This window comes from Algimonas ampicilliniresistens, from assembly GCF_030159955.1.
In the GTDB taxonomy this organism is placed as follows: Bacteria; Pseudomonadota; Alphaproteobacteria; order Caulobacterales; family Maricaulaceae; genus Litorimonas; species Litorimonas ampicilliniresistens.
Genome location: NZ_BSNK01000002.1, coordinates 889,580 through 910,776, shown reverse-complemented (window position 1 = coordinate 910,776; position 21,197 = coordinate 889,580). Strand labels below are relative to the sequence as shown.

At 55.2% G+C, this 21,197-nt stretch carries 22 protein-coding genes; 8 read left to right on the top strand and 14 right to left on the bottom strand.

The window, feature by feature from the left end; all coding sequences use genetic code 11:
* Positions 1-21: 21 nt before the first annotated feature.
* The 3 genes from rimM to ahcY all read right to left on the bottom strand — a co-directional run bounded on the left by rimM (position 22) and on the right by ahcY (position 3,287).
* Entirely contained in the window at positions 22-570 is a 549-nt protein-coding gene (rimM, locus tag QQL54_RS12235; RefSeq protein WP_284391121.1) for a ribosome maturation factor RimM, read from the bottom strand.
* On the bottom strand, positions 567-1,769 hold the full coding sequence (metK, locus tag QQL54_RS12230; protein WP_284391119.1) for a methionine adenosyltransferase: 1,203 nt from the start codon (positions 1,767-1,769) through the stop codon (positions 567-569). Before metK ends, rimM begins: the two co-directional genes overlap by 4 nt.
* 108 nt (positions 1,770-1,877) lie before the next feature.
* Positions 1,878-3,287: an adenosylhomocysteinase gene (gene ahcY, locus QQL54_RS12225; RefSeq protein ID WP_284391116.1), complete on the bottom strand. Its 1,410-nt coding sequence runs from the start codon at positions 3,285-3,287 to the stop codon at positions 1,878-1,880.
* Between the two features lie 146 nt (positions 3,288-3,433).
* Between ahcY and QQL54_RS12220 the strand changes: the two genes are divergently transcribed.
* From QQL54_RS12220 to QQL54_RS12205, 4 genes are read left to right on the top strand one after another with little or no spacing between them, the layout of a single operon-like run.
* A complete protein-coding gene (locus QQL54_RS12220) occupies positions 3,434-4,423 on the top strand; it encodes a glycosyltransferase family 2 protein (RefSeq protein ID WP_348520759.1) in 990 nt (329 codons plus the stop codon).
* Between the two features lie 52 nt (positions 4,424-4,475).
* On the top strand, positions 4,476-5,996 hold the full coding sequence (locus tag QQL54_RS12215; RefSeq protein ID WP_284391114.1) for a phosphomannomutase/phosphoglucomutase: 1,521 nt from the start codon (positions 4,476-4,478) through the stop codon (positions 5,994-5,996).
* A 3-nt stretch (positions 5,997-5,999) separates the two neighbouring features.
* Positions 6,000-6,638 (top strand): hypothetical protein, encoded by a 639-nt coding sequence (locus QQL54_RS12210; protein ID WP_284391113.1) that lies wholly within the window; start codon positions 6,000-6,002, stop codon positions 6,636-6,638.
* Between the two features lies 1 nt (position 6,639).
* Positions 6,640-7,431: an SDR family NAD(P)-dependent oxidoreductase gene (locus QQL54_RS12205; RefSeq protein WP_284391110.1), complete on the top strand. Its 792-nt coding sequence runs from the start codon at positions 6,640-6,642 to the stop codon at positions 7,429-7,431.
* Here QQL54_RS12205 and QQL54_RS12200 read toward each other — a convergent pair.
* Positions 7,428-8,207, bottom strand: coding sequence for a hypothetical protein (locus QQL54_RS12200; protein ID WP_284391108.1), 780 nt, complete (start codon positions 8,205-8,207; stop codon positions 7,428-7,430). The genes QQL54_RS12205 and QQL54_RS12200 overlap by 4 nt on opposite strands.
* Positions 8,208-8,291: 84 nt before the next feature.
* Here QQL54_RS12200 and QQL54_RS12195 point away from each other — a divergent pair, with 84 nt between their 5' ends.
* Entirely contained in the window at positions 8,292-10,055 is a 1,764-nt protein-coding gene (locus QQL54_RS12195) for an alkaline phosphatase D family protein (RefSeq protein ID WP_284391106.1), read from the top strand.
* On the opposite strand, the gene QQL54_RS12190 is transcribed toward QQL54_RS12195, so the two are convergent.
* A complete protein-coding gene (locus tag QQL54_RS12190; protein WP_284391103.1) occupies positions 10,052-10,990 on the bottom strand; it encodes a sterol desaturase family protein in 939 nt (312 codons plus the stop codon). The two genes, QQL54_RS12195 and QQL54_RS12190, sit on opposite strands and share 4 nt — an antisense overlap.
* Before the next feature lie 52 nt (positions 10,991-11,042).
* On the opposite strand from QQL54_RS12190, the gene QQL54_RS12185 reads away from it, so the two are divergent.
* Positions 11,043-12,383 (top strand): UDP-glucose dehydrogenase family protein, encoded by a 1,341-nt coding sequence (locus QQL54_RS12185; protein WP_284391101.1) that lies wholly within the window; start codon positions 11,043-11,045, stop codon positions 12,381-12,383.
* A 2-nt stretch (positions 12,384-12,385) separates the two neighbouring features.
* Positions 12,386-13,261: a UTP--glucose-1-phosphate uridylyltransferase GalU gene (gene galU, locus QQL54_RS12180; protein ID WP_284391099.1), complete on the top strand. Its 876-nt coding sequence runs from the start codon at positions 12,386-12,388 to the stop codon at positions 13,259-13,261.
* On the opposite strand, the gene QQL54_RS12175 is transcribed toward galU, so the two are convergent.
* Genes QQL54_RS12175 through QQL54_RS12155 form a run of 5 tightly spaced genes read right to left on the bottom strand, consistent with a single transcriptional unit; the run spans position 13,262 to position 16,042 of the window.
* Complete coding sequence (locus QQL54_RS12175; protein ID WP_284391097.1) at positions 13,262-14,179, bottom strand: alpha/beta hydrolase; 918 nt, start codon at positions 14,177-14,179, stop codon at positions 13,262-13,264.
* A 22-nt stretch (positions 14,180-14,201) separates the two neighbouring features.
* A complete protein-coding gene (locus QQL54_RS12170) occupies positions 14,202-14,516 on the bottom strand; it encodes a hypothetical protein (RefSeq protein ID WP_284391096.1) in 315 nt (104 codons plus the stop codon).
* Between the two features lie 37 nt (positions 14,517-14,553).
* Positions 14,554-14,928, bottom strand: coding sequence for a hypothetical protein (locus QQL54_RS12165; protein WP_284391094.1), 375 nt, complete (start codon positions 14,926-14,928; stop codon positions 14,554-14,556).
* 31 nt (positions 14,929-14,959) lie between these two features.
* Positions 14,960-15,427: a heavy-metal-associated domain-containing protein gene (locus QQL54_RS12160; protein WP_284391092.1), complete on the bottom strand. Its 468-nt coding sequence runs from the start codon at positions 15,425-15,427 to the stop codon at positions 14,960-14,962.
* A gap of 12 nt (positions 15,428-15,439) precedes the next feature.
* Complete coding sequence (locus QQL54_RS12155) at positions 15,440-16,042, bottom strand: hypothetical protein (protein ID WP_284391090.1); 603 nt, start codon at positions 16,040-16,042, stop codon at positions 15,440-15,442.
* A 91-nt stretch (positions 16,043-16,133) separates the two neighbouring features.
* Here QQL54_RS12155 and QQL54_RS12150 point away from each other — a divergent pair, with 91 nt between their 5' ends.
* On the top strand, positions 16,134-16,424 hold the full coding sequence (locus QQL54_RS12150) for a metal-sensitive transcriptional regulator (protein WP_284391087.1): 291 nt from the start codon (positions 16,134-16,136) through the stop codon (positions 16,422-16,424).
* A gap of 25 nt (positions 16,425-16,449) precedes the next feature.
* Here the strand turns inward: QQL54_RS12150 and QQL54_RS12145 are convergent, their stop codons facing one another.
* From QQL54_RS12145 to QQL54_RS12130, 4 genes are all read right to left on the bottom strand, one after another.
* Positions 16,450-17,394: an isoaspartyl peptidase/L-asparaginase family protein gene (locus tag QQL54_RS12145; RefSeq protein ID WP_284391085.1), complete on the bottom strand. Its 945-nt coding sequence runs from the start codon at positions 17,392-17,394 to the stop codon at positions 16,450-16,452.
* Positions 17,395-17,467: 73 nt separating this feature from the next.
* Positions 17,468-18,526: a peptide chain release factor 1 gene (gene prfA, locus QQL54_RS12140; RefSeq protein WP_284391083.1), complete on the bottom strand. Its 1,059-nt coding sequence runs from the start codon at positions 18,524-18,526 to the stop codon at positions 17,468-17,470.
* Between the two features lie 18 nt (positions 18,527-18,544).
* Positions 18,545-20,497 carry a TonB-dependent receptor gene (locus QQL54_RS12135; RefSeq protein ID WP_284391081.1) on the bottom strand — a complete coding sequence of 651 codons (1,953 nt, stop codon included), beginning with the start codon at positions 20,495-20,497 and terminating at the stop codon, positions 18,545-18,547.
* Entirely contained in the window at positions 20,497-21,117 is a 621-nt protein-coding gene (locus QQL54_RS12130; protein WP_284391044.1) for a TetR/AcrR family transcriptional regulator, read from the bottom strand. The genes QQL54_RS12135 and QQL54_RS12130 overlap by 1 nt, the downstream gene beginning before the upstream one ends.
* Between the last annotated feature and the right edge of the window lie 80 nt (positions 21,118-21,197).

Genomic DNA, 21,197 nt, shown 5'->3' with positions numbered 1-21,197 from the left:
GACGAAGGAGGTTAAAACGGGCTAATGTTCGTCAGCAGATTGTGCAGGCGCTCCGTCTCCGCGGGCTTCTTCGGCTTCCTCTTGCACAATTATGATGTGCCGGGCTGCTATATCCACAGTCGGCGCATGTTCGAGCGTGAACGGGTGGTAGAAGCTTGGGCCTTGGGATGGTTTGATTTCCAGCGTGTCACCCGCCCCGAATTCATGCACGGCTTGGACCGTTCCGACAGTTTCGCCGTCTTGATTGTCGACCTGCAGTCCAATCAGATCAGAATAGTAAAATTCGTCCTCATCTGGCTCTGGTAAAACCGACCTCAAGACATAGAGTTTGGTCGATTTTAGCGCTTCGGCCTGCTCACGCGTCATTTTTTCCTCAACCGACAGGCTGAAGAACCGTCCAACCGGGCGGGCCTTGATAGGAGTCAGGATTTTTTCGCCGGTCTGATCCAGCAGTGACCCATAAGTCGCAAAAGCGGCTGGATCACGCGTGAAGGACTTAATTTTGACATTGCCGTGGACGCCATGAGCATCCGCGACAGCGGCCACGCAGGTGAGCGCAAGCTTTGTCATTGGAGCCTCGACTTAATCTCATCGACCAAGTCCGTTTTCTCCCACGAAAATTCCCCATTCGCCCCCGGATCACGACCGAAATGACCATAGGCCGCGCTCGGCGCATAGATCGGCTTATTGAGGTCAAGGTGCTTACGGATACCGCGTGGAGTCAAATCCATGACAGATCGAATAATGGTCTCGATCTTATCGCCTTTGATCGGGTTATGGTCATCAACATTGACATAAATTGATGTCGGCGCGGCGATACCGATGGCATAGCTGACCTGAATTTCAACCCATGGCGCAACGCCCGCAGCAACAAGGTTTTTGGCGAGGTAACGCGTCGCATAGGCAGCAGAACGATCAACTTTCGTTGGATCTTTACCAGAAAATGCGCCGCCACCATGTGGAGCCATACCCCCATATGTATCGACAATAATCTTACGACCCGTCAGCCCAGCGTCCCCATCGGGTCCGCCAATGACGAATTTACCCGTCGGGTTGATGTGCCAGATCGTATTATCCGTGATCCATCCGGCCGGAAGGACTTCGTGAATATAGGGCTTCACCCGCTCTGCGATATCGGCAGAGTCGAGGCTAGCGTCCAGATGCTGAGTAGACAGAACAATAGCGGTGGCTTCGACCGGGCGACCATGATGGTAGCGGACCGTAACCTGAGATTTGCTGTCCGGGCCAAGCCATGTCTCACCTTCATGCTTGCGCGCCTTGGCGAGACGTTCGAGAATTTTGTGACTGTAATGAACGGGAGCTGGCATCAGGTGGCCTGGCACGTCCAACGTCGCATAACCAAACATGATGCCTTGATCGCCCGCACCTTCTTCAGAATGCAGCCCAGTCCCGCTATCGACGCCTTGTGCAATATCGACGGATTGAGCGTGAAGAAGCACGTCCACGTCGGCATGTTTCCAATGGAATCCTTCCTGCTCGTAACCAATGTCCTTGATCGCCGCGCGCGCAACCTCTTCGATCATATCGTGTGTAATACGGTCCGTACCCCGCGTTTCACCCGCAATGACCACCTTGTTTGTCGTCGTCAGCGTTTCAGCCGCGACGCGAACATCCCACGGCGACATGCCGTCAGCAATCGATTCGCGGAAATAGAGATCCACAATCTCGTCAGAAATTCTGTCAGAGACTTTATCGGGGTGGCCCTCAGAGACTGACTCGGAGGTGAATTCGTAAGTTTCGCGACTCATAATAGGCTCCAGGATTTTAAGGCTCTGCGCTTTTTATTATTATTCGGAGCCTGGAAATGAATGGCGCGGATGCCCCGCGCCCTAATGAGATTTGTCTGAATTGACTGACTAGTAGCGGTAATGTTCCGGCTTGTAGGGGCCTTGTTTCGGCACACCGATATAATCCGCTTGCTCTTTGGTCATTTCGGTCAACTTCACGCCGATTTTCTCTAGGTGCAAACGCGCGACTTTTTCGTCGAGATGTTTGGGCAGCATGTAGACTTCGTTGGCGTATTTCTTGGAAGACGCCTTGCTATCTTCCCACAATTCGATCTGCGCCAGAACCTGGTTGGTGAAAGAGGCAGACATAACGAAGGATGGGTGACCCGTTGCATTACCGAGGTTCAACAGACGACCTTGGGACAGCAGGATCATGCGCTTGCCACCGGGGAAAGTGTACATGTCAACTTGGTCTTTAATGTTGGTCATTTGGATGTTGTTGAGCGCCGCAACTTGGATCTCATTATCAAAGTGACCGATATTGCCGACAATCGCCATGTCTTTCATCTCGCGCATATGCTCGAGGCGGATGACGTCTTTATTACCTGTTGTAGTGACAAAAATATCCGCAGTTGAAACCGCATCTTCCAATGTTGTGACTTCGAACCCGTCCATGGCTGCTTGTAGCGCGCAGATCGGGTCAACTTCGGTGACTTTCACGCGGGCGCCAGCGCCTTTAAGCGACGCGGCAGAGCCTTTACCGACATCGCCGTAGCCGAGGACAACAGCGGTTTTACCCGCCATCATTGTGTCCGTTGCGCGGCGGATGCCGTCGACGAGGCTCTCTTTACAGCCATATTTATTGTCGAACTTCGACTTGGTAACGGAGTCATTCACGTTAATGGCTGGGAACGGAAGACGGCCTTCACGCTGCAGTTCATACAGGCGGTGGACACCGGTTGTGGTTTCTTCAGAAACACCCACAATATCGTCGTGTGTTTTTGTGAACCAACCCGGGCTCGCAGCCAGACGTTTTTTGATTTGTGCAAAGATCGCGGCTTCTTCTTCGGAACCCGGCTCGCCCTCAATGAGGTCTGTCTCTCCAGCTTCGACGCGGGCGCCAAGCAGAACGTAAAGGGTTGCATCGCCGCCATCATCAAGGATGATGTTCGCACCTTCTGGGAATAGGAACGACTTGTCGAGATAATCCCAATGCTCTTCCAGCGTCTGACCTTTGATGGCGAAGACGGGAACGCCGGACGCTGCAATCGCAGCGGCCGCATGGTCTTGTGTGGAGTAGATATTGCATGATGCCCAGCGAACGTCTGCGCCGAGCGCAGTCAGCGTTTCGATCAAAACGGCTGTCTGGACCGTCATATGCAGCGATCCGACAATCCGCGCACCTGCAAGCGGCTTGGATTCACCAAATTCTTCACGCAGCGCCATAAGGCCCGGCATTTCAGTTTCAGCGATATCGAGTTCTTTGCGGCCATAGTCGGCCAGCTTGATATCTTTAATAATGTAGTCGTGTGCGCTCATGACTGAGGCCTTTTGCGAAGGTGTTATGGAATATGAAAGTCGCGCGCCCCATAAACCACTCCAGACGATATAACAATTTCTTTATATGCGTTTTTACATGGCTTCGGGTCATTGCTTGACCCCAATCGCGTCGTTAGGACCGCTCCATCTCGATTCCATCCAAAATTCCGACTTTTTCCGTCATCATCGTCAATTATAATGGCGGCAGCTATCTACCTCGCGCCGTCAAGGCGTTGGCCAGCCAGACATTGGCAGACTTCGAAGCCTTTATTGTCGATAACGGCAGCACGGACGGGTCCATGGCGGCCTTACCTGATCTTGATGACCGTTTCACCATCATAGAAGCGGGCGAAAATCTCGGTTTTGCAGCAGCTAATAATCTCGCCGCGCTCCAAGCGCGGGCAGATTGGCTGGTGATGTTGAACCCCGACGCTTTCGCCAAGCCCGATTGGCTCGCAGCCTTACACAGAGCCACTCAACGCCATCCTTTCGTGACCATGCTGGGGTCTATGCAAATCGCCGCTGAAACGCCGGAAAAATTCGATGGCACGGGCGATGAGCTTTCCATCTTCGGCGTGGCGTACCGTGCGGGGTACGGCAAACCTGTTCGCACAGTCAGCGAAGACTTTCCCGTCTTTGGCCCCTGCGCCGCAGCCGCGGCTTACAAACGAACCGATTTTGAGGCCGCAGGCGGATTTAACGAGCGGTTCTTTTGCTATCACGAAGATGTCGAAATAGCCCTGAAGATGCGTCGTCTGGGTGGTCGAGCCATGCAGGTTCACGATGCTGTGGTTCATCATGTCGGATCCGGCATCAGCGGCACTGAGTCTGAATTCGCGGTCTATCACGGAACCCGCAACCGGATGTGGACCTGGTTTGGGGCGATGCCAATCGGTCTTATGATCGGTCTATTGCCGCTTCACCTCGGTGCAACGATTGCTTTTATCGTCTGGAGCGCCTTCCGATCCGGGCGTTTTCGCGCCACCGCACGCGGTGTCTGGCATGGCATTAAGGGGCTTCCCAGCATATTGGCGTCACGTCGGTCTTACCCCAAAGGCAGCACCACTATTCTTCCCGTCCTGATCAAGAACCCGCGCGCCGTGACTGAACGGCGGAATCGTGTCCGGTCTTCATAAGGCGTTGGTGAAATTGCGCTAACAAGCCCTCAGACACTAGCAGGGGCTCTCCATGTCACGCAAACCCGAGGCGCAAATCGCGCCCAATAGCTACGCCTTTGAAACCACAGCGCTGGTTAAGCCAACGGGGTTTCGCGAATATGATGCGCGCTGGTGGTTCGGCATACCGGGAGACGGCAAAGATCCAGAATTAAACCTCTATGGCGTGCGCGCTCTCGGCGAAGGGCTCGGCACGCTGATGCATGAACGTGGCATCGATCCGGTCATCGCGGTCGGACATGATTTCCGGCACTACAATATGGGCATCAAGATGACACTCATCGCCGGGCTCATGAATGCCGGGATCAAAGTGCTCGATATCGGGCTCGCCCTCTCACCGATGGCCTATTTCAGCCAATTTCATCTCAACGCCGCTGGTGTCGCGATGGTCACGGCTTCGCATAACTCCAATGGCTGGACCGGCGTGAAAATGGGGATCGAACCGCCGCTTACTTTCGGACCTGACGAAATGGCCCGGTTGAAAGCCATCGTTCTGAATGGCGAAGGCAAAGCCCGCCCTGGTGGATCCTATGAGTATGTGGACGGCGTCCGCGACGCTTACATCGACGATGTCGCTAAAGGCGTAAAACTCTCCCGCCCGATCAAGGTCATTGCAGCTTGTGGCAATGGCACGGCGGGGGCGTTTGCGCCGGAGCTACTGAAACGCATTGGCGCCGAGGTTATCCCGATTGAGTGCGATCTCGATTACATGTTCCCGCACTACAATCCGAATCCCGAAGCGATGGAAATGCTGCACGCTATGCGCGACGCCGTGTTAGAACACGGCGCCGATGTTGCGCTTGGGTTTGATGGCGACGGGGATCGATGCGGCGTGGTCGATAATGAAGGCGAAGAGATTTTCGCAGATAAGGTCGGCGTCATGCTCGCGCGCGATCTCTCCGCCATTCACGCTAACGCACAGTTTGTCGTCGATGTGAAATCGACCGGGCTCTATCACACCGACCCGGTGCTGAAGGCCAACGGGGCAAAAACCGACTATTACAAGACGGGTCACAGCTACATCAAACGCCGTGTCAACGAACTAGACGCGTTGGTGGGGTTTGAGAAGTCCGGTCATTATTTCTTCAATGCACCAATCGGCCGGGGCTATGATTGCGGCCTCGTCAGCGCTGTCGCGGTCCTGCAAATGCTTGATCGTAATCCGGACAAGAGCTTTGCCGATCTCCGCCGTGACCTGCCAACGACTTACGGTTCTCCCACCATGAGTCCCTACTGCTCGGATGAGGAAAAATACGGCGTCGTCGACCGTATCATCACTGAGATCAAACACGCCGCCGATACGGGCGAGACGATTATCGGCCAATCCATTGTCGACGTAAATACGATCAATGGCGTGCGTTTCACCCTCGAAGATGGCAGTTGGGGTCTGATCCGCGCGAGTTCCAACACACCTAACCTCGTCGTCGTCGTCGAAAGCCCGACGGCGAAAGAGAACACGGTTGGTATATTTCGCGATATTGAACGACGCTTGGCCGCCTACTCTGAGGTCGGAGCGTTCGACCAGAAAATCTGAGTGATGAAAAAACCTGAATCTGTTGTGAGCCTCACAGAATTGGGACGCGTTCAGCTTTCCGACAATTTTTTCATGCGCGACATGTTATATTCTGAGGTGGCGAACCATCACGGAATGCCCAATGTTCCTGACTTTCCGGACATCGCAATCGAAACGGGATCGCGTCTCTGCCAAGAGCTTCTGGAGCCGCTGCAAAAGACCTTCGGTAAAATTAGCATTCGGTCCGCTTACCGAAGCCCAAGCGTCAACGCCTTCTGCAATGAAAAGCAAAAAAACGGAAAATCGGGTTATAGCTGCGCTAGCAACGCAGCGAACTACGCCCATCACATCTGGGATTACCCGGACACAAACGGTCACAAAGGCGCACTCGCAACTGTGGTTGTGAACCGATACATCGATTACTTTGATCGTACGCAGGATTGGCAATCACTGGCATGGTGGATCCACGATCATCTGCCCTATGGATCGCTATACTTCTATCCAAAGCTCTGTGCTTTCAACATTGGATGGCACGAAAATCCAGCCCGACGGATCGACAGTTACGTCGCGCCTAAAGGCTGCCTGACCAAGCCTGGCATGGACAATCACGGTGGTGATCACTCGAACCATTACAATGAGGCGATCAAGCGTCTAAACACTTAGAATGCGCGATCCCTTTTCTCCCTTTACTTATGACTTGTCTGACCGGGTGGTGTTGGTCACGGGGGCCTCATCGGGGTTGGGCGCACGGATGGCGAAAGTGTTGGCGACGCATGGGGCGAAGGTCGCCTTAGCCGCAAGGCGGGTTGATCGCCTCGCCCAGCTCCAACGCGATATTGAGGATCACGGCGGAACAGCTTTTGCCGTCAACCTTGACGTAGCGTCCGAAGAACAGACCATCGCCGCCTATGACGCCGTCGAAGCAGCGCTCGGCCCGGTTAATACGGTGATTGCTAATGCGGGTATTGCGAGAGATCTAAAGCGTGCGACTGACAACCCACCGGAAGATTTCGACACGACCTATGCGGTCAATTTGAGAGGCGTTTTCCTGACTGCGCGTGAAGGGGCCAAGCGGATGATGGCAGCCGGTTCGAAACAGAGCGAACACGGGCGCATCGTTCTGATCAGTTCCATCACCAGTTTCGATATTTCCCCCCATTCCACTTTCTATTCAGCGACAAAGGCTGGCGTCTCACAAATGGGTCGGGTCTTGGCGTATGATTGGGCGCGCATGGGCATCAATGTGAATATGATCGCACCCGGCTATATCCAGACGGAGATAAATGATGGGCTGTTCGAGACGGACTATGGACGCTCCATGTTAGCCAAATGGCCTCGACGCCGGGTCATTGATGCGGACGCGCTGGATAGCACCGTCCTATTTCTGTGTTCCGATCACTCCCGACAGATCACGGGCACCGTTACAACCGTGGATGATGGACAATCACTATCTTAGACCAGCAATATGACGAAGACGACAATCAGGCCTAGAATAGCAACGGGCGTGACGGCTGATAGAATACCAAGACGGTAATCCGCCTCATCGGTGACGTCCGCTGCAAATTGATAGGTTTGAACGGCCGTCAATCCGATGACCGTCAGAAACGCCAGACCCGTCAAACCAGCCAATATAGGCGTTGGCAGAAAACTAGATGCGATGGTGCTGATTAGCACGGTCATTCCCATCCAAAGGATGATTGTCCCAATGTTATAAAGCGCCGCCCCGACCGCATGGGCCGCTGTCCAGCCCGGTGCAATCCAGCCCATTAGAACTCGGTTGATCAGAGCCAGCGCGATAGCAAACGCATAGACTGGCACCACGATGACAATGGCGCTCCAGATATTACCTGACATCACACGTTGTTCGAACATATCGATCAACTGTGCTAATGCATAGCCGACCTTATAGCTTGCACTGGACTGCACGATTTCACTTACGTCTCTCGGCTCAGCGCTGGGAACAGCCTGAAGTTTTAGCAAATACATGACGACGATAAAGATCAGCAGGCTGAGAACGAAAAACAGCCCGGGACCAAGATAGCGGTTTGGCTTTCCTTCATTCTTCGCATCGGCAGCTCGTCCGATCAGATAGGGTGACAATTTTGAGGGACTCGCGATCAGACTTGCGAACGTTCCCCATATCCCAATCAGCGCGACCCCAAGGCCGATCAAGAGCAGATCGACGCGATTGATCGAATCCCCGCTGCCGGACTCCAGCTCATCAGCTTCCATTAGATTCCCCTAAGTCGAAGCCCTGACATTTCCGGCTCATGCAGTGCTATAGACGCAATCCCCGAGATCGACTAGCGAATCACTATGTCAGACTTACCGCGTCATAAATCCGGAGTCGGCCCGACCCGACGCAATGCACTATCCTTGCTTGGCCTCGGGGGTGTAGCCGCTTGTGCGCCGACAGTTGAGCGCACCTTATCCGGCGATGTCGCTGCGAGCGGAACGTTCGATCACGGCGTCGCGTCCGGCGATCCGATGGCGACGTCAGTTATTCTCTGGACGCGGGTCACGCCGAATGAAAGCGGTGTCGTCCCAGTGGTGTGGGAAATCGACACTGATGCCGACTTTTCCAACCCGATAAGCGGCGAAATCGAAGCGCGGGCGGCCAAGGACTTTACGGTCAAAGTGGAAGCCACCGGCCTGCAAGCCGGTACAGTCTATCACTACCGCTTTAAGACTGAGGACGACGTATCCGTCACCGCCCAGACAAAAACTCTGCCTGAAGGCAGTCCAGAACAGGTTCGTTTCGCCGTCGTTTCCTGTGCGAATTACGAACATGGTTTTTTTAATGTCTATGATTTGATCGCTCAGAAACAAAAGAGTGCGGGCGGCGACCACTATGATGCCATGCTGCATCTGGGCGACTATTATTATGAATATGGTGCCGACGTCTATGACGCACCGGATAAGCCTGAAGGGCGCATCCACGAACCAGCACACGAGATCATAACACTCGACGACTACCGCACACGTCACGCGCAATATCGTCGCGATCCCAACCTCCAAGCGGCCACAGCCGAAATGCCGATGATCGCGATTTGGGATGATCACGAGACGGCCAATGATAGCTGGCGTGGTGGAGCCCAAAATCACAACGAAGATGAAGGCGAATGGGAGACACGCAAACAGGCCGCTCTACGTGCCTATTATGAATGGATGCCCGTCCGCGAACCCGTCCCGGGTCGGGCGCGTGAGGCGTTTTACCGTAGTTTCCAGTTCGGTGATTTGCTAACACTCGTCGGGGTTGAAACACGTCTGACAGCCCGTGCTGAGCCGCTCATTATTGAAGAGTTTGTCGAAGAGATTATCGCCGACGTTGATGCATTTCGGGATCAATATCTGAACGATCCGAGCCGGGAAATGCTCGGCAAAGAGCAGCAAGATTATATCGTCGAAACCTTCGCCCAATCGAAGGCCGACGGCGTGTCCTGGCGCATGTTGGCAAACCAAGTCATTCTCGGTCGATTACTGACGCCGGACTTCACACCTTATGTGACCGAAGAAGCGACCACCGCAATTGAGAAAGACTGGCCCGGCATCCACGATTTCCTGACCTTATCCAAATACAATCTGCCCTTCTATCCAGATAGTTGGGACGGTTACCCATTCGCGCGCGAGCGGTTTTTTGAGGCGTTGGACGACGCTGGCGTTAATGACGTTCTGGTCGTGACCGGTGACGCGCATGAATTCTGGGCTAACCGCCTAACCCGTGACGACGGCACTCATATGGGGGCGGAATTCGTCACCTCCTCCGTGTCTTCCAAGACGCTGATCGCCTATCTTGGCGATGCCACGGCGCAGCATAATTTGCTGCTGACCCGGGAGAATGACGATGCACGTTATTACAACGCGCTGCACAATGGTTTCGTTGAGGTCGAACTGGGCCGTAAGTCTGGTAAAATCACCATGCATGCCATCGATAGCGTCAATACACGCGATTACGGATCGTTCCGCGCCGCCAGTTTCTCAGTCAAACCGCGCCGTAAGGACGGGAAAGAAACGCTCCGGATTGGGGCGCCGCGCGGCCTTGGCCTCGCGCAACGCGCGCTGTTTGCTGGGCTGGGCTAGCCGGCGTCTTCGCGAGCTTTCCACTCCGCTAATATCTCTTCGCTGCCCTGCCTTGACCCGTCATGGCTATAGCCTGGCGGGGCGAAGACGTAGCCAAAACGCTGACGTAGCGTCAGGCCCGGTCCGAAGGCATCTCGAAAAATCGCGACCCATTCCGCCAAAGCAACGCGCACAGGATTGTAGGTTTCGATATTCTTGACCAGCCCATAGGTCATCACCTCATCATCACGCTCTTCCACAAAGCTACCAAACATCCGGTCCCAGACGATGAAGATGCCCGCATAATTCATATCAAGATGAGTCGGGTGAGTGCTGTGATGTACGCGGTGATGGGACGGGGTATTGAAGATGAACTCGAACCAACGCGGGAACTTTTTGATCGCTTCGGTATGTATCCAATACTGGTAGAGCAGATTGATCGCGCCCACGAAACCGATCAGCAATGGATGAAAGCCAATCAATACTAGCGGCGATGAGAGCAGCACGTAACCAGTGAAGTTGCTGGTCCAGGGCTGCCGCAAAGCAGTCGATAGATTATAATGCTGACTGCTGTGGTGAACCACATGCGCGCTCCAGAACCAGCGAATGCGGTGGCTGGCGCGGTGCTTCCAATAATAGACGAAATCCTGCGCCACGAGAGCCAAGAGGATGATCGGCAGGCTGACGCCCAGATCAATCAGACGGAACTGCCAAAAGAAAACGAGGATTCCGAGACTAATGAAGCCAAACAGCAGGTCGGTCACCAGATTGCCGAGCCCCATTGTCATAGATGTCACCGCATCGCGCCATTCATAACGCCCGCCCAGTTTACCGCGCGCAACGAGCCACCATTCCAGCGCAACCGTCACGACAAAGAACGGGGCCGCCCAAGCTAAAATCATCGGAAATGAGAGTTCTGTTTCCATATGCAAGCCTAGCTCATCTCTGTCACGCATTTTGTCAATGCAGGCGGGTGACGTTCGGCTGCGATCCGGCTAAGCGGCTCTCATGAAAGTTACGATGGTCGGTACGGGTTATGTCGGTCTGGTGTCGGGAGTCTGCTTCGCAGATTTCGGCCATGAAGTGGTCTGTGTGGATAAAGACCCCGCCAAGATCGACACGCTCAATGCGGGCGGGGTTCCGATCTATGAGCCGGGCCTTGAAGACTTGATCGCCAAAAATGTGAAGGCGGGGCGCCTATCTTTCACGACGGATTTGAAAACCGCGATGCAGGGAACGGATGCCGTCTTTATCGCCGTAGGCACACCGTCGCGGCGCGGTGATGGCTATGCCGACCTGTCTTATGTCTATGCCGCCGCAGAAGAGATCGCCGGACTGATTCCGACAGGAGACAATAGTTTTACTGTCGTCGTCAACAAATCGACGGTTCCGGTCGGCACAGGCGATGAGGTCGAACGGATCATGGCTGAACATGTCTCCCGCGCGGCCTTTGAAGTCGTTTCCAATCCCGAATTCCTGCGCGAAGGCGCGGCCATTGATGATTTCAAACGGCCCGACCGTGTCGTGGTCGGCACCAAGGATAGCCGCGCCGAAGCTGTCATGCGGGAGCTTTACCGCCCGTTATATCTGAATGAGACACCCATCGTGTTTACCGAGCGCCGCACATCAGAACTCATCAAATATGCCGCCAACGCCTTTCTGGCGACCAAGATCACCTTCATCAATGAAATGGCCGATCTGTGCGAAGCGGTCGGCGCGAATGTGCAAGAAGTCGCACGCGGCATCGGGTTGGATAAACGCATCGGCAACAAATTCCTCCATGCCGGGCCGGGCTATGGTGGCTCCTGCTTTCCCAAGGATACGTTGGCGCTGGCGCGAACGGCTGAAGAAGCCAATGTGTCGCTCTCGATTGTCTCGTCCGTCATCGACGCGAACGAAGCGCGTAAGCGCCGGATGGCCAATAAGATCGTCGCAGCTTTGGGGGGCGACGTTCACGGGCTTCGCATTTGCATCCTCGGCCTCGCTTTCAAACCCAATACGGATGATATGCGCGACGCCCCGTCGCTCACCATTATTCCGCGCTTGGTCGATAAGGGCGCAGAGATCGTCGCCTACGATCCCGAAGCGATGGAGGAAGCGAAAAAGCACCTGCCCGATATTGCCTATACGGACTGTCCCTACGCCGCCATCGACGGCGCAGATGCCGTTGTCATCGTCACGGAGTGGGACGAATTCCGCGCGTTCGACATGCGCAGGGTCAAAGAACTCCTCAACGCGCCAAACGTGATTGATCTGCGCAATATTTATCGCGGCAAGCAAATGCGCGCTCTTGGCTTTTCCTACACCAATATCGGTTATCCAGCGGTGCCTGCTAACGAGAGTGCCTGATCATGAAACCCGTTCGTATCGCTGTTATGCCTGTCGCTGGTTTCGGGACTCGCGTTTTACCCGCGACCAAAACAGTCCCGAAGGAAATGTTACCGGTCGTCGACCGCCCGGCCCTGCAATATGTGGTGGATGAAGCGTTAGAAGCCGGGATCGAACATATTGTTTTTATCACTGGGCGAAACAAAGGCGCGATCGAGGACTATTTCGACGAAGCTTATGAGCTGGAAGCCGCACTGGACGCTAAAGCTAAGACAGAGATTGCCGACGAGCTAAAACGTCTACGACCGAAAGAAGGCACGATGAGTTTCGTGCGGCAGCAATCTGCGCGCGGGCTCGGCCACGCCGTTTGGTGCGCACGGGATATTGTCGGTGATCAACCCTTCGCCGTGCTGCTACCGGACGTCATCATTAAAGGCGAAACTGGCTGCCTGCAGCAGATGATGACTGCCTATTCTGAGGTCGGCGGAAATATCATCGCCGTTGACGAAGTGCCCGAAGCGGACGTGTCAAAATACGGCGTCATAGCCCCGAAGGGCCGTTTGGACGGACCGTTGATCGCCATGTCCGGCATGGTTGAAAAACCCGCCATCGAAGACGCGCCGTCACGCTACAAGATCACGGGGCGCTATATTTTGCAGCCTGACGTCATGGACCTGCTGGCGACACAAGACACCGGTGCGGGGGGTGAAATCCAGCTCACGGACGCGATGGCCCGTGCAATGGATTCGGGGTCGCCCTTTCACGCTTTCGCTTATGCGGGTCAGGATTATGATTGCGGCTCTAAGCTTGGCTATTTCGAAGCTGTCTTAGCACACGCTCTCACCCACCCGGAAATTGCGGATGGAGCCCGAGCGTTAGTGCGTGATGCGCAAGCCTAGTTACGGCGTGTCCGTCGGCGGCTCTTCGCCCTCGATCAGATACCAAGGCATGTCGCCATAAGGCTCTGCCGCAATGCCGTGCAGCAGGATCAGCGCATCGCGGGCAGCGTCGTGATAGATTGTGCTGTGGCTTTCACTACCCGATCGATCGAGAAAGCTCAGCGTGATCGCTGGGTCGGCGGCAGCCGCATCCCGAAAAGCCAGCGTACCCATCTCCATTGTCCCGCCTTCATTGGCCATGGCGAGCACCAGTCTCTTGCCTATCGGCGTGTCGGCCAAAGTCTCAGTCGCTGACTTTGCAAGCTTGCGATCATCCCACCAGCTACTGGGCGAAATTGCTATATAGTCATCGAACAAATCCGGCTCCGCCGCGAGTGTGTCCAAGACGAATAATCCGGCCAGTGACTCACCTATCAAAGCGGGACGGCCCGTGTGGCCCAGAGACCGTACAAAGGGTTGAACTTCGTCGCGCAGAAAGCGTCTGAACGTGTCCGCGCCGCCATAGCCTTCAAACTCAGCGATATAACGCGGGTCGGTTGGCTCAGGCGTGATCTCGCCGTAGCGGTCGTCCGTTTTAACGCCGACGATAATGGCTGGACTTCGTTCAGCATTGATCAAGGGAAGATGCGACAATCCCGCGAGATGGATGAAGTCCTGTTCCAGTCCGCCGTCAACGACGTAAAGAACGGGTAGAGGGTCATCAAAATAACCATCCGCCCAACCCGGTAAATCAGGCACGTAAACATTGATTTCGCGCGGACCGCCAAACACATCCGACATCAGCGTATAGGACTGTCCCAGTGTGATAGGTTCACTTGTGGCGGGAGCTGGGGCTTCACCCACCACAGAAGGCGTCCACGTCTGGTCACAAGCCGTCAGCAGAAGCGTGCAGAAAAGCGTTAAATGTCTCAGATCCATGGCAGGGCCTATGGCATAGGCATCAACCGTTGGACAGATCGGCCAGTAAGTCTCCGGCGAATATAACTTCGGTCGGTTCGCAGAGATCCGCCCAATCGAGACGCATTTCCACGAATTCAAGTTTGGGTTCATGCGCGGCAGAGGCTTCGAACACCTCGAGGGACGGCCATTGCGCGTAAGCGAAAAACACGCCGTCCTCACCCTGATGTAGGCGCGAGCCATGCGCTTTGCATTCTCGTTTCAAATAGTCGGTGATCCCGGACCAGGTTTCGACGAACCTCGCTTCAGTCGCCTGGGTCGGCTCAATCAGTTTGAAACGGTAGACGATGCAATACATGGCACCAAGATAGGGTAATCGCAGCGGGATTCAAATCCTAGAGCAGTAAGTCCGCCGCAAAGAAGGCAAAAAACCCGCCAATCAGCAAAATCACTACTGAGCCATAGAGCATAATTCCGCTGACGCGGCGGATGCGCTGACATGCCTGCGCTTGGTCAGGATCGATGGGACAGGGGGCGTTGCGGGATCGCCAGCGCATGATCGCAGCCAGCGCCAGCATAAAGCCACTGGCGAGAAACAAACCGACCTTATGTTCAGTCAGCCAGATGTAGCCCGGCACGTTTGAGGCGAGTCCAGCCATGACCGCGCCCGCCCCGATCGTTACCAGCAGAGCTGGCAGCGCACAGCAGAGCAAGGTCGACGTACTGGCAAACAAAGACAGTGTCGGGGCCAGATAAGCCTTTTTTGTCATGGGCTGTGTCATGGCTTAGTTCGCTGCAAGTTTAGCTGGTTGGGAGAGCCGGATCACGGTCGATCACATCAACCTGATAGCCGGCTTTCTTAACGACTTTGCGGAGTGTCTCGTCATCAAGTTCCGCGCCTGGTTTTAACACGAGGCTGAGCGTCTTCGCGTCGAGATCAACATGGGTTGCGGCGACTTCATCACGTTTCCCAAATGTCTTGTTCATGGCCATGGCGCAAAAATCACAAACGGCGCCCAGCACTTTAGCCACTATCGGTTGGCCGCCCGCCTCCAATGCCGCCTGTAATTCCGGCGTGGTCGCCAAACTCAAGCCGGCCATATCGATATTGGAGGGCGTCTCCATGGACGCCTGATCCATATTGGCATGATCATGAACCTCATGATCACCGCTTATATCGTGACTAGTCATTTGATCATGGTCGGTCATTTGGCCGAAAGCCGGGCCTGCCACGCTGAAGGCAAGAATTATGGTGAGGGATCTAAGCATGGGTCTCTCCGTCTAGAAGCGATATTGAAAATTGATGAGCGGTTGATTGTCCCGCAAGCTGTAACCCGCTTCGAATAAAGCTGAGCCTTTAAAGAACCGCAGCAGCGGGGTGACGTCGGTCGGGTTTTCTGCGTCAGGTCGATGATCTACATCCAACATGAGCCAGGTATGAAGATCACCCGTATCACCTTCATAGGCCGCCCAACCGATACGCGCGCCCTGCATGGCAGAACGGTCTAGTGATCCGTAATCATTGGCCCGCGCGCGATAGCCGAGATACCATCGCCGTGTTTCCCAATCCGCCATAACACCGATAATAGCCCCGGCCCGTGCATCGCTGGGATTACCATCCACACCGTCGACCACCCCGCCTGCGCCCCAGAAATAGAGATTGGCTTGGTAGTTGTCACCGAACCAGCGTTTTGCGAGCCACGTTCCTTGCACGCCTGTGAAGAGAAGATCGTCCACCCGATCCCATTCAGTCCGCAATCCAATTGAATAGGCCGGATCAGGCGTATAATGAACAAGCGCCGAGCTTGATTGCCGGTCTGACTCGGCGATCAGCGTCCACCCGCCTTGATAGGAGACGGGTCGCGCATGGGCAGCAGTCGCCATCAGGCAGACCGAAACTGGGAGAAGGGCTCGACACAACATACCCTATAGGGGTATAGGGTGTTTGCAGTGTCCGCAAGATGGAAAAAACAGAATGACTAAAACGTCACCCACACGGATAGAACGCCGCACGAATGTCTCGAAACGGCTCGCGCGGATCGAAGGCCAAGTTCGGGGTCTGTCCAAAATGATTGAGGATGACCGCTATTGTATTGATGTGCTGACACAGGTGAAGGCCGTCAGCGCCGCGCTGAAAAAAGTCGAAGGCGAGCTTCTAAAAGATCACGCCGATCACTGTCTGGCCGCGGCAGTTGCCAGCGATGACTTAGATGAGCGCGAACAGAAGGTGGCTGAACTGGTCGATCTTTTGATGCGGAAACAGTAAATCAGCCTGCCCCACTGATCGGCCTTTACTGGTCCGCTATGGGCGCGATCCGGTCGCTGGTCATGCCGTGAATCATACCAACGGTGGAATGGATCGCGGCGAAATTACCGTTGGCGTCGACGGACACGATCCCGCCCTGCCCGTCACGACCCGGTCCAGCTGTGTCCATCCCGTCGATCACGGCTTGAACGGCATCCGATAGGGTCTGATTGCCGTAATCCATACGCGCGGCGACAGATCGCAGCGCCGTGTGGCGGACGAAATATTCGCCATGTCCGGTCGCTGATCCCGCCATCACACCGTTTTGCGCGTAGACTCCAGCCCCGATGATAGGACTATCGCCAACCCGCCCCGGAATTTTACTGCCATAACCGCCCGTGGACGTGCCTGCCGCCAAGTCGCCACAACGATCAAGCACGGCCGCGCCGACAGTGCCGTGTTCCTTGGGCTCTTTGGCTTTTTTGGTCGCCCGCGTGAAGTATTCCTCCGGCACCACAGTTTCTGCACCGAGCGCCGTAACCGCCACCTCGCCCCGATCACCCACCATCATAACGTGCCGGGTTTCATCCATCACCAGACGCGCCGCCCGGATCGGGTTCTTGATCGCACGCTGCGAAGCGACTGACCCGGCGTTAAGGTTCCGGCCATCCATAATTGAAGCGTCGGTTTCGACATAGCCCGCCGAATTAGTAATCGCCGCCTTGCCTGCATTAAACAGGCCTGAATCTTCCATCGCGACGATGGCCGCTTCGACCGTGTCGATCGCGCTGGCGCCTGCATTGAGTTCCGCCCGGCGGTCAGCCAGCATGGTTTCAATAAAAGCCAGACGTTTGGGCCGAGCTTCGCCTGACGAGGTTCCGCCGTGAACAATGATTGCAAAGCGGGTCTGGGCCTCGCACATAGCGTCCTGCGCAATGGCCGGCGCGGCAGTGGTAGTTAGAAGGGCGAGTGGGAGACAATATTTGATCATAGAGAAACTATGACTGAGAGTGTCGCAAAGCGCAAATTTATCAAATCAGGATGCCGGATAAAGACTGAAATGCTTACTGCATCTCCGCCAGCTTCGCCGCCTGGTCTTCCGTAATCAGCGCGTTGATCACTTCGTCCAGCGCATCGCCCGCAACAATCTTATCGAGATTATAGAGCGTCAGATTGATTCGGTGGTCCGTCACCCGGCCCTGCGGATAGTTATAAGTGCGGATCCGCTCACTCCGGTCGCCCGAGCCGATCTGGCCAGACCGCGCTTCAGAACGTTCTGCATCCTGCTTGGCTTTTTCAATGTCGTAGAGCTTTAACTTCAAAAGCCGTTCGGCATTGGCGCGGTTTTGGTGCTGGGATTTGGCATCGCAGAAGACGACAGTGCCGGTTGGCTCGTGCGTCATGCGCACGGCGGAGTCGGTTTTATTGACGTGCTGTCCACCCGCCCCAGAGGCGCGCAGCGTATCGACGCGCACATCATTCATGGAAAAACCGATATCGATATCTTCGACTTCTGGCAGGACCGCGACAGTCGCCGCCGATGTATGAATGCGACCCTGCGTTTCAGTGACAGGCACACGTTGCACGCGGTGGACGCCGCTTTCGAACTTCATCTGCCCATAGACACCCGCCCCGCTGATGCTGGCAGAGATTTCCTTAAATCCGCCCATGTCAGCTTCAGCCGAGGTTTCAATCTCGACGCGCCAACCCTGCAAGCTGGCATAGCGCTGATACATGGCGAACAGATCGCCTGCGAAGATCGCCGCTTCGTCACCGCCTGTCCCGGCCCGGATTTCTAGCACCACAGCCGCCTGATCGTCTTTGTCCTTAGGCAAGAGTAGCAGGGACACTTCGTGTTCCAAATCGGGCAGTGAATCCTTAAGCGTCTGCAATTCGTCTTTGGCCATCGCGGCCATTTCCGGATCATCCATCATGGCTTCCAAATCCGCCATTTCGGCACGGACGTCCTGCAATTTTCGGACACCTTCAGCGATCGGCTTCAGCTCCGCATAATCCTTGCCAAGTTGGACGATCTCTTCGCCATCCGTGGTCGCGCCCATGCGGGCTTCGATTTGCTCAAAGCGGTCGACGACCTGAGCTAATTTTTGATCGGGAATGTGCATGGCGCGTCAGCTAGGCTTTCAATAGTTCGCCGTCAAACCGACAAACAGCGTTCTTGGTCGTCCGGGGAAATAGCGTTCATTGCCGAAGGCGAAATCGGCACGGTCCGCATAGCGCGTATCGAACAGGTTATCGACGCGCCCAAAGACACGGACTGTATCTGAGACGTCATAAGACGCGCGCGCGACAAAGATGTCGTGGCCTGGATAGGTCTGAGTATTGGCTTCATTTGTGTAGTAGCGTCCGACATGACGCCATTCGATCCCGGCACCAATGTGACCCCAATCTGCGTTTAATCGCATCGTACCGAGTGTATTCGGCGCGGTGTCCACGGCGAGACCGTCGCGTATGCCGCTACTGGCATCATTAAAGGCGTAGCTTTGATCGGACACAGCCCATTCACCAGAGGCTGAGAGCCAACCCGTCAGTGGCGCGGCGAAGGAAAATTCAACGCCCGTATGACGCGTTTTTCCATCCACCACATTAAAACCCGCCGCATTGCGGAAAAAGAAATTATCTTTCCACATTGTGTAGGCTGTAACCTCAAACCGGGTCTCCCCTTGCCCGAACCGAACCCCGCCCTCCAGACTATCGAGTGTTTCGACATCGGCTTCACCAGGAGTCTGGTTCTGGACGACCGCATAGAGGTCGGTCGTTTGCGGTGCGCGTGACCCGCGCGCAGCGCGGGCAAAGACCGTGATATCATCCGCCGCCACGTAGGTTAGACCAAGTTTCGGCGTCAGCGTAAAAAAGTCATCGGTTCGATCTGGCGACCGAATGAAACGTCCCGACACACCTGGCGCAGCCAGCGTGTCATAATCATAATGCGTATATTCGCCTCGCGCACCGACATCGAGGCGTAATCGGTCCATCTCGAAAGATTTTTGCGCGTAGCCCGCTAAAACAAGAGCTTTGACATGATAATCAAAATGCAGCCCTTGGACGAATGAGAAACGCGTGGGGTTGTCTTGGAATTCATAGAGGAACCCGTCCGTCCATTCCCCGTCAACCCCAACAGACCAATCGTCGCCGATCAGCGCCGTCTGCACACCAAAGGCCGTATGGCCGTTTTTCTCTAGAGCTTGACCCGGCACGAAATGGCGTAAAAAGCGCAGCTCTGCCCGACGCGCATAGGGCGTCATGACCAGCTCGGCCTCGCCCAGATCCCGCGACAGTCGGACTTGTGCCCGGTAATTTTTCCCGTCGCGAAAGGCTTCCACGTTGGGATTGGTGAAGCGTAGCGTATCGTCCACATAGGCGTCTGTCCCTTGAACAAAGCCAGCCGTCTCTTGATTGAGATTATTGAATGCCGCGATGGCGTCCACAGCCCAAACGCCGAAATCCGTGCGGTAGCGCAATTCTGCCTTTTGTTGATCAAACCCGCTCTCGTCGCGGAAGCCGTCATCATGAGCGAGACTGATAGAGGCGCGAAGATCGTCCGTTAAATCATGGCCCACGATGACACGGCCATAACCGCGAGTACTACCAATAATGGTGGTTGTGGAGCCGGACCCCGGTTCGGGTGTCACAATATTGATTAGGCCATGCACGGCGTTGGAGCCATATTCCGTCGGCCCCGGCCCTTTGAAAACTTCGATCTGTTCCGCAAACTCAGTTCCTGCCTCAAATAGGCCGTTCACGTTGGCAAAGCCTGCCGAGCGCAACGGAATCCCGTTTTCCAGAAATAGAAAACTCCCGGCCCCAGCGCCGCCGGTCAGAACAGGTGAGCGAATGGCCGTCAGATGTTCTTGTCCTGAACCCCGGTGGATATTTACGCCCGCGACCGCGTTGAGCGATTCGGCCGGATGGACGAACGCACGTGCTGCCTCTGCCGGAATGATATCGATGCTCTCTGGCCGGTCATTCACCCGCATGATTTGGTCCGTGACGGTGACTTCGTCTACGACCGGATCTTGCGCATAAGCGGACGTTGCCGCGAAGATGGCGGCGGTTATAATCACAGCAAAGCGCATTAGACAGGCTGGCTTAAAATGTCGGCGATACGGCCCACATAATCATACATTTCTTCGGGTTTGAAATTATCAAACGCCATGGCCGCCAACAGGTTGGCCGCACCATACAAAATGCGTGCTTCAGCCCGCGCCTTGGCCGGATCTTCCGGGTTGTCCGGCAAATAGGCGACAAGAAAATCAAGCATCCGCGTCTGAAACGCCAAATAAGTCGGGCGAATATCCGGATCGAATGACACACCCCATTTCAGGAAGGTCTTCGCCGCACCCGGCTTGCGTTCGACCATATTTTGATAGGCCGTCGCGAGTTGTAGAATGCGGTGGCGCCGAACATTGCCTGTCTCAGGCGTCTCAACAGGAACGCTTGCGAACATCTCCGCCACATCCCCTTCGATCTCGGCTAAAACCGCTTCGACCAGACGGGCGCGGGTTGGGAAGTAGTTGAACACGGTCGGTGTTGATACACCGGCCCGCTTGGCAATGTCCCCATGACCAGCGCGCTCAATGCCCATTTCTGCAAACACGTCGACCGCCGTTTCAAGCAATTGCGAGCGCCTCTCTTCAGGCGAGAGACGTTTGCGCTTGGCCGCGCTGGGGCGATTAGAAACGGACGCAGTCATCATCGCCGCCTTGCCGCTGCTTTTGTTCGATTACAAGCATGGGAGTGAGTGAATGCTTGTAGAGAGACAAACTGCCGAAACTA

Bases quoted from the DNA above. Each gene is read 5' to 3' on its own strand.
- galU (WP_284391099.1), top strand. From the start codon at position 12,386: ATGAAACCCGTTCGTATCGCTGTTATGCCTGTCGCTGGTTTCGGGACT.
- metK (WP_284391119.1), bottom strand. From the start codon at position 1,769: ATGAGTCGCGAAACTTACGAATTCACCTCCGAGTCAGTCTCTGAGGGC.
- QQL54_RS12215 (WP_284391114.1), top strand. From the start codon at position 4,476: ATGTCACGCAAACCCGAGGCGCAAATCGCGCCCAATAGCTACGCCTTT.
- QQL54_RS12165 (WP_284391094.1), bottom strand. From the start codon at position 14,928: ATGACAAAAAAGGCTTATCTGGCCCCGACACTGTCTTTGTTTGCCAGT.
- QQL54_RS12160 (WP_284391092.1), bottom strand. From the start codon at position 15,427: ATGCTTAGATCCCTCACCATAATTCTTGCCTTCAGCGTGGCAGGCCCG.
- QQL54_RS12190 (WP_284391103.1), bottom strand. From the start codon at position 10,990: ATGCGTGACAGAGATGAGCTAGGCTTGCATATGGAAACAGAACTCTCA.
- QQL54_RS12195 (WP_284391106.1), top strand. From the start codon at position 8,292: ATGTCAGACTTACCGCGTCATAAATCCGGAGTCGGCCCGACCCGACGC.
- prfA (WP_284391083.1), bottom strand. From the start codon at position 18,526: ATGCACATTCCCGATCAAAAATTAGCTCAGGTCGTCGACCGCTTTGAG.
- QQL54_RS12175 (WP_284391097.1), bottom strand. From the start codon at position 14,179: ATGGATCTGAGACATTTAACGCTTTTCTGCACGCTTCTGCTGACGGCT.
- ahcY (WP_284391116.1), bottom strand. From the start codon at position 3,287: ATGAGCGCACACGACTACATTATTAAAGATATCAAGCTGGCCGACTAT.
- QQL54_RS12170 (WP_284391096.1), bottom strand. From the start codon at position 14,516: ATGTATTGCATCGTCTACCGTTTCAAACTGATTGAGCCGACCCAGGCG.
- QQL54_RS12185 (WP_284391101.1), top strand. From the start codon at position 11,043: ATGAAAGTTACGATGGTCGGTACGGGTTATGTCGGTCTGGTGTCGGGA.
- QQL54_RS12155 (WP_284391090.1), bottom strand. From the start codon at position 16,042: ATGGCGACTGCTGCCCATGCGCGACCCGTCTCCTATCAAGGCGGGTGG.
- rimM (WP_284391121.1), bottom strand. From the start codon at position 570: ATGACAAAGCTTGCGCTCACCTGCGTGGCCGCTGTCGCGGATGCTCAT.
- QQL54_RS12130 (WP_284391044.1), bottom strand. From the start codon at position 21,117: ATGATGACTGCGTCCGTTTCTAATCGCCCCAGCGCGGCCAAGCGCAAA.
- QQL54_RS12150 (WP_284391087.1), top strand. From the start codon at position 16,134: ATGACTAAAACGTCACCCACACGGATAGAACGCCGCACGAATGTCTCG.
- QQL54_RS12205 (WP_284391110.1), top strand. From the start codon at position 6,640: ATGCGCGATCCCTTTTCTCCCTTTACTTATGACTTGTCTGACCGGGTG.
- QQL54_RS12210 (WP_284391113.1), top strand. From the start codon at position 6,000: ATGAAAAAACCTGAATCTGTTGTGAGCCTCACAGAATTGGGACGCGTT.
- QQL54_RS12200 (WP_284391108.1), bottom strand. From the start codon at position 8,207: ATGGAAGCTGATGAGCTGGAGTCCGGCAGCGGGGATTCGATCAATCGC.
- QQL54_RS12135 (WP_284391081.1), bottom strand. From the start codon at position 20,497: ATGCGCTTTGCTGTGATTATAACCGCCGCCATCTTCGCGGCAACGTCC.
- QQL54_RS12145 (WP_284391085.1), bottom strand. From the start codon at position 17,394: ATGATCAAATATTGTCTCCCACTCGCCCTTCTAACTACCACTGCCGCG.